The 7252-nt window shown below is 39.3% G+C and carries 6 protein-coding genes, 1 tRNA gene and 1 pseudogene; 6 read left to right on the forward strand and 2 right to left on the reverse strand.

Translation table 11 applies throughout. From position 1 onward, the window contains the following. Positions 1-559: 559 nt before the first annotated feature. The 4 genes from BN2425_RS14840 (at position 560) to BN2425_RS14855 (ending at position 3615) form a co-directional block, all read left to right on the forward strand. Entirely contained in the window at positions 560-1246 is a 687-nt protein-coding gene (locus BN2425_RS14840) for an MgtC/SapB family protein (protein WP_042461223.1), read from the forward strand. Positions 1247-1321: 75 nt separating this feature from the next. After that, a tRNA-Ala gene (locus BN2425_RS14845) sits at positions 1322-1394 on the forward strand. A 349-nt stretch (positions 1395-1743) separates the two neighbouring features. Then, positions 1744-2070: a DUF485 domain-containing protein gene (locus BN2425_RS14850; RefSeq protein ID WP_042460959.1), complete on the forward strand. Its 327-nt coding sequence runs from the start codon at positions 1744-1746 to the stop codon at positions 2068-2070. Beyond that, complete coding sequence (locus BN2425_RS14855; RefSeq protein WP_042460960.1) at positions 2071-3615, forward strand: solute symporter family protein; 1545 nt, start codon at positions 2071-2073, stop codon at positions 3613-3615. Positions 3616-3663: 48 nt separating this feature from the next. Here BN2425_RS14855 and BN2425_RS14860 read toward each other — a convergent pair whose 3' ends face one another. Continuing rightward, positions 3664-5007, reverse strand: coding sequence for a DEAD/DEAH box helicase (locus BN2425_RS14860; RefSeq protein WP_042460962.1), 1344 nt, complete (start codon positions 5005-5007; stop codon positions 3664-3666). Positions 5008-5188: 181 nt separating this feature from the next. Between BN2425_RS14860 and BN2425_RS14865 the strand changes: the two genes are divergently transcribed. Beyond that, the gene (locus BN2425_RS14865) at positions 5189-5764 is read left to right on the forward strand and encodes an RBBP9/YdeN family alpha/beta hydrolase (RefSeq protein ID WP_042460964.1); all 576 of its coding nucleotides are present in this window, start codon (positions 5189-5191) and stop codon (positions 5762-5764) included. Between the two features lie 136 nt (positions 5765-5900). Further along, positions 5901-6785: a selenium metabolism-associated LysR family transcriptional regulator gene (locus BN2425_RS14870; protein ID WP_042460966.1), complete on the forward strand. Its 885-nt coding sequence runs from the start codon at positions 5901-5903 to the stop codon at positions 6783-6785. Between the two features lie 114 nt (positions 6786-6899). On the opposite strand, the pseudogene BN2425_RS23620 reads toward BN2425_RS14870, so the two are convergent. Next, positions 6900-7023, reverse strand: a pseudogene (locus BN2425_RS23620) (transposase); the annotation flags it as partial. Between the last annotated feature and the right edge of the window lie 229 nt (positions 7024-7252).

Here is a 7252-nt window from a genome sequence, read left to right on the forward strand (position 1 = left end):
GTTTGTTTAGTTTTCAAAGAACAATCAATCGCTAGTCCAACAACGCTGGTCAAAAGCGACCTCATTAATGTATCACGTCCACCCTCTTAATGTCAATAACCTTTTTTGAATTGTTATTTTCAACTTGTCAGATGAGGACGAGAAATAATATAACACGAATAAAATATGTTTGCAATATAATTTTAAAAAGTTTTTTTGACTTGTTTATTTTCTACTTGAATCTTGAGGTAGGAGATTTATCTCTTATCATAAAAGAATCACCGAATGTATATGAATAAGATATTATCATTGAATTAGTTAAATTATTACTTTTTAATAAACGGGGTTTATGTAAGAATACTTTTAAGAAGTCTCTGTTAAACGCTCCAGTCGCTTAGCGAACCCGCGGACGTGCAGGGGAGCCTCCTCGATGCTTTAGCACTTGCGGGATCTCCCAACTCCGTACTTTCTAAGGAGTCAAACACCTTCTGCTCAAATTAACAGAGATGAGGAATCTACATTATCGTTTAACAGAGCCTTTAAGAATGATAAAAGATGGGCGTGATTTAACATGACTGGTATGGAAGAGAATATTTTAATTAAGCTTGGTATTTCGGCTATATTCGGTCTCATTATCGGACTTGAACGCGAATTAAAGAGAAAACCGGTGGGTTTAAAGACCAGCTTAGTCATTTCAGTTGTAAGTTGCTTACTAACCATTGTCTCTATAGAATCCGCCTACACGTTTCCTCGCCCGGAGAATGTCACCATTACGATGGATCCGCTGCGTTTAGCGGCCCAAATTATCTCTGGTATTGGTTTTTTGGGGGCCGGTGTGATCCTTAGACGGGGCAATGATAGTATCTCCGGGTTAACAACTGCAGCTATGATTTGGGGTGCAGCGGGAATTGGAGTAGCCGTAGGTGCTGGCTTTTATATAGAAGCTTTTGCAGGAGTCGCTTTGCTTATTATAAGTGTCGAGTTTGTTCCGTTATTAATGAAAATTTTAGGTCCGAAACAATTGCGTGAAAAAGAAATTACACTTCAACTATTCATCAATGATAAACAACAAATCGAAAAAACTATTTTATACTTAATAGAGAAACAGTATATTATTCGCCGATTAAAAATTAAGGATTTGGATAATGGCAACCATTTAGTTCAAATACTATTGGCTGTTGATTATCGAGAGAAAACTACAGAGGTTTATGCAGCTGTTTCTTACTTGGATGGCGTTCAAAAGGTTGAAATTGAGAGTATTAGTTAAGATAAAATAATATTTTTTTTAATTTTCTCTTGCAAGTTTGTTATAATCGTTATATAATTTCAAATGTACTCAATTGGGGGCTTAGCTCAGCTGGGAGAGCGCTTGCATGGCATGCAAGAGGTCGTCGGTTCGATCCCGATAGTCTCCATAAAATATCTATTTAAGAAGACCTTTGCGTTAGCAGGGGTCTTTTTTTAGTTGACTCTGTTAAGTTGACTTTTGTTTTCCGCACCAATCAACAGAATTAAAATAAATCAACATTATCTGATAACAGCTCCTTATTATAAAGCGCAACCAAAATATTTTTTTCTTTTATTACTATTTCCTCTTGCAACTATTATCCTCTTAAAATTATAATAAAAAACGTAAAATTCAAAAATTTTTGAATAATTTACCTGATTTGGTGGTGATTACCGGAAAATATTATCCTCGTGCTTTCTGCATCCTCGACTTTGGACTTTATTTTTTCTTTGGTTATTCGAAAGGGGGAGCTTCAAATGGAAGCTAAAGAAATCAACAAAAGTTTTGAAAACGATTACAGTTCGATTGTACAGTCCTCTTCATTTCAGGCATTACTCTCAGAAAAGAAAAAATTTATTATTCCTTTTACCATCTTCTTCTTTTGTTTTTACTTTGCATTGCCTATTCTGACTTCCTATTCTACCGTGCTGAATTCAAAATTTATTGGCGATATCACTTGGGCATGGGTGTTTGCCTTTTTACAATTTATTATGACATGGGGATTATGCATGCTCTACTCTAAGAAAGCGACTAAATTTGATGAGATCACCAAACAGATTAAATCTGAAAGGGGGATAAACTAGATGAATACCCCTGCGTTCCTCATGTTCCTAGCAATAGTGTTCGTCACACTGATTATCACTTATTTCGCGTCGAAAAAGACCAAAAATGCAAGCGAATTCTACACTGCTGGCGGAGGTTTAACCGGCTGGCAAAACGGTTTAGCCATTGCCGGCGACTATATGTCTGCAGCATCCTTCCTAGGTATAGCCGGGGCTGTTGCCTTAACAGGTTTTGACGGATTCTTTTACAGTATCGGATTTTTGGTAGCTTACCTAGTTGTTCTCTATTTAGTCGCTGAGCCATTGCGAAATTTAGGGAAATATACGTTTGCTGATATGATCGCAGCCCGGTTTAATGCTAAAAAAATTCGTGGGTTCGCTGCGATGAATACTGTGGCCATTTCTATTTTTTATATGATTGCACAGCTTGTCGGTGCAGGTGCACTTATTAAATTATTATTAGGGCTGGAATATACTACATCTGTTTTAATTGTCGGGGTTTTAATGACGATTTATGTTATTTTTGGCGGAATGCATGCAACAAGCTGGGTTCAAATTATTAAGGCCGTACTGTTAATGGGAGGTACACTGGTTATCTCCATTATTGTATTTGCCAAATTTAATTTCAGTGTGACTGACATGTTTGCCCAGATGAAAACAGCAACTCCGTTAAAAGATGCATTTTTAAATCCAGGAGTTAAGTACAAAGAGGGAATTGACACATTGTCGCTCAATATGGGACTCGTTCTTGGTACAGCTGGACTTCCTCATATTCTAGTCCGGTTCTTCACCGTAAAAGATGCCAAAACTGCTCGGTCTTCGGTAGTTTACGCCACATGGATTATCGGTATTTTTTATGTTATGACTATTTTCCTCGGATTCGGTGCTGCTGCATTTGTTGGGACTGACAAAATTGTTGCCGCTAATCCAGCTGGTAACATGGCCGCACCGCTCCTTGCGCAAGCCCTCGGAGGGAATATGTTATTTGCCTTTATCTCGGCGGTCGCTTTTGCAACGATCTTAGCCGTGGTAGCTGGACTTGTTTTAACGGCTGCCTCAGCTTTTGCCCATGATTTTTACAACGAAATCCTCAAGAAAGGCAAAGCAACGGAAAAGCAGCAGGTGAGTATGGCACGCTGGGCAGCCATTGGAGTTTCTGTCCTTTCTATTATCCTTGCCTTGGGAGCACAAACATTGAATGTGGCCTTCCTGGTTTCACTTGCTTTCGCTGTAGCAGCAAGTGCCAATTTACCGGTTATTATTTACACCATTTACTGGAAAAAATTTAATACAACCGGAGCTGTTTGGGCAATGATTATTGGGTTGATTTCCTCTGTTGGTTTAGTTATTATCAGCCCTAATGTTTTTAGTCCGGAGGTTGGTAAAGCAATCTTTGTGGGAGAGCCTTTATTCCCATATACCACACCTGGTATTGTTTCCATTCCACTCGGATTCATCGCCGGATACCTTGGAACCATTTTCTCCCGACAAAAAGCTGATGTGAAAAAATACGAGGAAGTACTGGTTAAATCAAACACGGGTATTGGTATAGCTGACAACTCATAAAAAAATAGGGAGTCTGAACCATTCTATAAGGTGTCAGACTCTCTATTTTTATTTTCTCTTTGCTTTTCGTCTAGTTTGTGTATTTTGATTACCTTTTCCAGATGATTTTTTAGACTGGTCTAGAGCTAGAGACCTTCCCGGTTGTTTTTTCCCCATTTGATTTTTATTTCTAGCACCACTTTGGAGATTCTTTTTTGATGGCTTATTATTCCTTGCTGACGTTTTGGCCAAGTTATCGCTTTGGCGAGGCGAGCGGCCATCCTCATGTTCCTTTTCTTCATTTCCTAAATTTTGTTTGTGAATATTAATCCGGATAGCTTTCTCGATTAAATCCAATGTAGGACGATCGGCCGAAGAATAAAGGGTAATGGCTAATCCTCTCATTCCAGCCCTGCCTGTACGACCAATCCGATGGATATAGCTCTCTGCATCCTGGGGGATATCATAATTAAACACATGTGTGACCCCCTCGACATCCAGTCCCCGTGCCGCCACATCTGTCGCAATCAAAAGCTGTATTTCTGCTTCTTTAAATCGCTTTATCACCTGTTCCCGTTTCGCCTGCGACAAATCGCCATGCAGTTCATCACAAGCATATCCGTTTGCTTTGAGTGCATCATATAGCTTGCTGACCCTTCGTTTTGTCCGACAAAATATCACCGCTAAAAACGGCCGGTGCGTTTCAATTAATTGAATGAGTGTGGCTTGTTTTGCCCGATCTGTCGTGTGAATTGCAATCTGTTTGACATTGGCTGCTGGACCTTGCGTTTTTTCTATTTGGATATATTTAGGGTCCCGCATGTATCTACCTGCTAAATTTCTTATTTCAGCAGGCAGGGTGGCTGAAAATAACATCGTCTGTCGGCTTTCTGGAGTCTCTTTGATGATGTCTTCAACCTCGCCTAAAAATCCGATGTGAAGCATTTGGTCCGCTTCATCTAGTACAAGAAAGGAGACATCCGATAGGTCAATAGTTCCCCTTCTAATATGATCTAACAGCCTCCCTGGTGTCCCTACTACAATTTGCTTTCCTGTCCTTAATTTTTTCAATTGCCGTTCAATATCCTGTCCGCCATAAACAGCTAAAACATTTACCCCCTCCCATTTTTCAATCAATTTATTAAATTCCTCTGTGATTTGTATGGCTAACTCTCTAGTTGGAGTAACTATGAGTGCTTGGATTTCATTGCTATTTCGTTTTACACTTTCTAATATCGGAAGAACAAATGCAAACGTCTTTCCTGTACCTGTCTGGGCCTGAGCCATTATATCTCTGCCTTCTATTATAGAGGGAATCGCCTTTTCTTGTATCGGTGTTGGGGAGGCAACCCCAAATTTCCGCAGTTCATTCGTAACTGCTTGTGATATGCCTAAGGATAAAAAGTCTGACAAGGGATCTCCAACTTTCATTTTATTTTGTCTATATTCATTAATTTTTCGCCGTACATATATTCTACTCGATAAAAAATAAATCTTTTCTTGAAACGATTGCCTTTTCCGTTTAATAAAGTTATAATTCCAATAAAACCAATTAAATTAATCGGAATTAGATTCTTGAAAGAAGGGATTAACGTTGAATAAGCAAAGTTTTCTCATCCTTCATGGATTGGGCGGAAGCGGCATAGACCATTGGCAATCTTGGTTAGCGCAAGAACTAGGAAAAAGAGGTTATGATGTTTTTTACCCAACCTTTTCAGATTATAGTTCACCTGAAAAACAGGTTTGGTTAGAAGAACTGGACACTGTCATGAACACCATTCCTAAGGATCAGCCGTTAACGGTCATAACTCATAGCTTAGGCTGCATCCTTTGGCTGCATTATACATCAAGCAAAAATCGAAAATTAGCCAATCGTGTGATTCTTGTTGCGCCCCCTTCCCCCAACATCGTTCTTAATGCAGCAAAAACCTTTTATCCTGTTCCATTAAGTAGTGGAAACCTAACACGAAGCGCTGAAGAAATCCTATTTGTCCATTCAACGAATGATCCTTATTGCAGCATGGAAGATGCAAAAAGCTTTAAAAAGTTGGGACTTTCCTCCATTAATTTCCCTCATTCGGGCCATATCAATACTGAATCTGGACACGGAAAATGGCCGTGGATTTTGCAAAGATGTCTGGCAGAAGAAAGTCAGGATGCTATTATATAAATCTTTTCCTAGAGTGAGGGCAACCCTTCACTCTTTTTACTATGGACATTGTTATTTTCACAAATTGTATGTATGATTATGGCATCTTATTTAAATTGGCATATATCATGTTTACAGAATCGTGAGGTACAAACCGATGGATTTACACCAACTTTACGTATTTACTAAGGTGGTTGAGCATAAAAGCTTTTCTAAAGCAGCAGAAGATATTTTCTTAAGCCAATCAACGGTAAGCTCGCATATACAAGCTTTAGAAAGAACATTGGATACTAAGCTGTTTGACCGTATCGGCAGGGAACCCGTTCTAACCCCCCAAGGAGAAAGACTTTACCAATGGGCACTTAAGTTATTGCTTTTGAAAGACCAAGCAATATTTGACTTAAAACAAGGAATGACAGAACTGAAAGGAATGGTTCGAATTGCTGCAAGCTCCGTTCCAGGGCAGTTCATCATTCCGAAAATGGTCAAACAGTTTCGGGAGCAGTATCCCTCCGCCATATTTCATATTGACCAATCATCTTCAAAAAATGCGGTGGATAAAGTACTGAATGGCACAGTCGATTTAGGGATTATTGGTGAAAAATTTGAAAGCGAAAAGCTTAAATATATACCGCTGATAGAAGAAAAGCTGGTTCTTATTACTTCCAACAAAACCAAGTTGCCCGACTCTGTGAATATAAGTGATATTTTGGATTACCCCTTTATCATGAGAAATTCAGACTCGGGTACAAACGCAATGTTAGAAAAATTATTAAGAAAAAACCAAATAAAAAAAGAGCAAATGAATATCATTGCCTATACTGATTCCTCTCAAAGCCTCATGCAATTTGTCATGGAGGATATCGGTATTTCCATTGTCTCTGAAATAGCTGCAAAAAGCTACTCAGAATTAAACATGTTACATATGTACCACATCAATGGTTTTGATGAAAAAAGATTTTTCTATCTAGTCTATAATACTGAAAAAACCCATTCGATGATCGCCAAGTTTTTTATCGACACGGCAGCAGATGTTATTTAAACAAAAAAGGGCTGTCCCAAAAGTCCCTAAAATAAAGAAGGTGGAGTCGTTTTTCTCCACCTTCTTTTATGTTATTAGGATTATTTCCTGAAAGTAGCTGGCGAATGTCTGCTTCTTTCAGGCTGTTGTGGGCCCTAGCCACAATTCCGAACTGGACGTTTACTTTGTCGAGGCCCCGCAGAGAAAATCTGCGGAACGACCGATTGCCCTGGATGTGACCGAATCCTTTTTGTATTTCCTCGTTTGTTCATGTAAGTTTAACTTTCAATTTATAAGAAAAGAAGACGATTTTTTTGTTTTTTTTAAAATTTGGCTATTTGGAGCCCAAAGCTTATAGATTCCACCCTGTTGAATTGGAGCGGAAGGCGCGAAGACTCCTGCGGGATGTAGAGGTCCCGGGAGACACCGCAGGCGCAAGCGCCGAGGAGGCTCCCGGAACCTCCCCGCGGAAAGCGAAGCGCCTGAAG

The sequence above is a fragment of the Neobacillus dielmonensis genome (assembly GCF_000612665.1).
GTDB classification, from domain to species: Bacteria; Bacillota; Bacilli; order Bacillales; family Cytobacillaceae; genus Neobacillus; species Neobacillus dielmonensis.

What these genes read in the sequence shown, in the direction of transcription:
- BN2425_RS14855 (WP_042460960.1), top strand. Translation starts at nt 2,071, where the DNA reads ATGAATACCCCTGCGTTCCTCATGTTCCTAGCAATAGTGTTCGTCACA.
- BN2425_RS14850 (WP_042460959.1), top strand. Translation starts at nt 1,744, where the DNA reads ATGGAAGCTAAAGAAATCAACAAAAGTTTTGAAAACGATTACAGTTCG.
- BN2425_RS14840 (WP_042461223.1), top strand. Translation starts at nt 560, where the DNA reads ATGGAAGAGAATATTTTAATTAAGCTTGGTATTTCGGCTATATTCGGT.
- BN2425_RS14870 (WP_042460966.1), top strand. Translation starts at nt 5,901, where the DNA reads ATGGATTTACACCAACTTTACGTATTTACTAAGGTGGTTGAGCATAAA.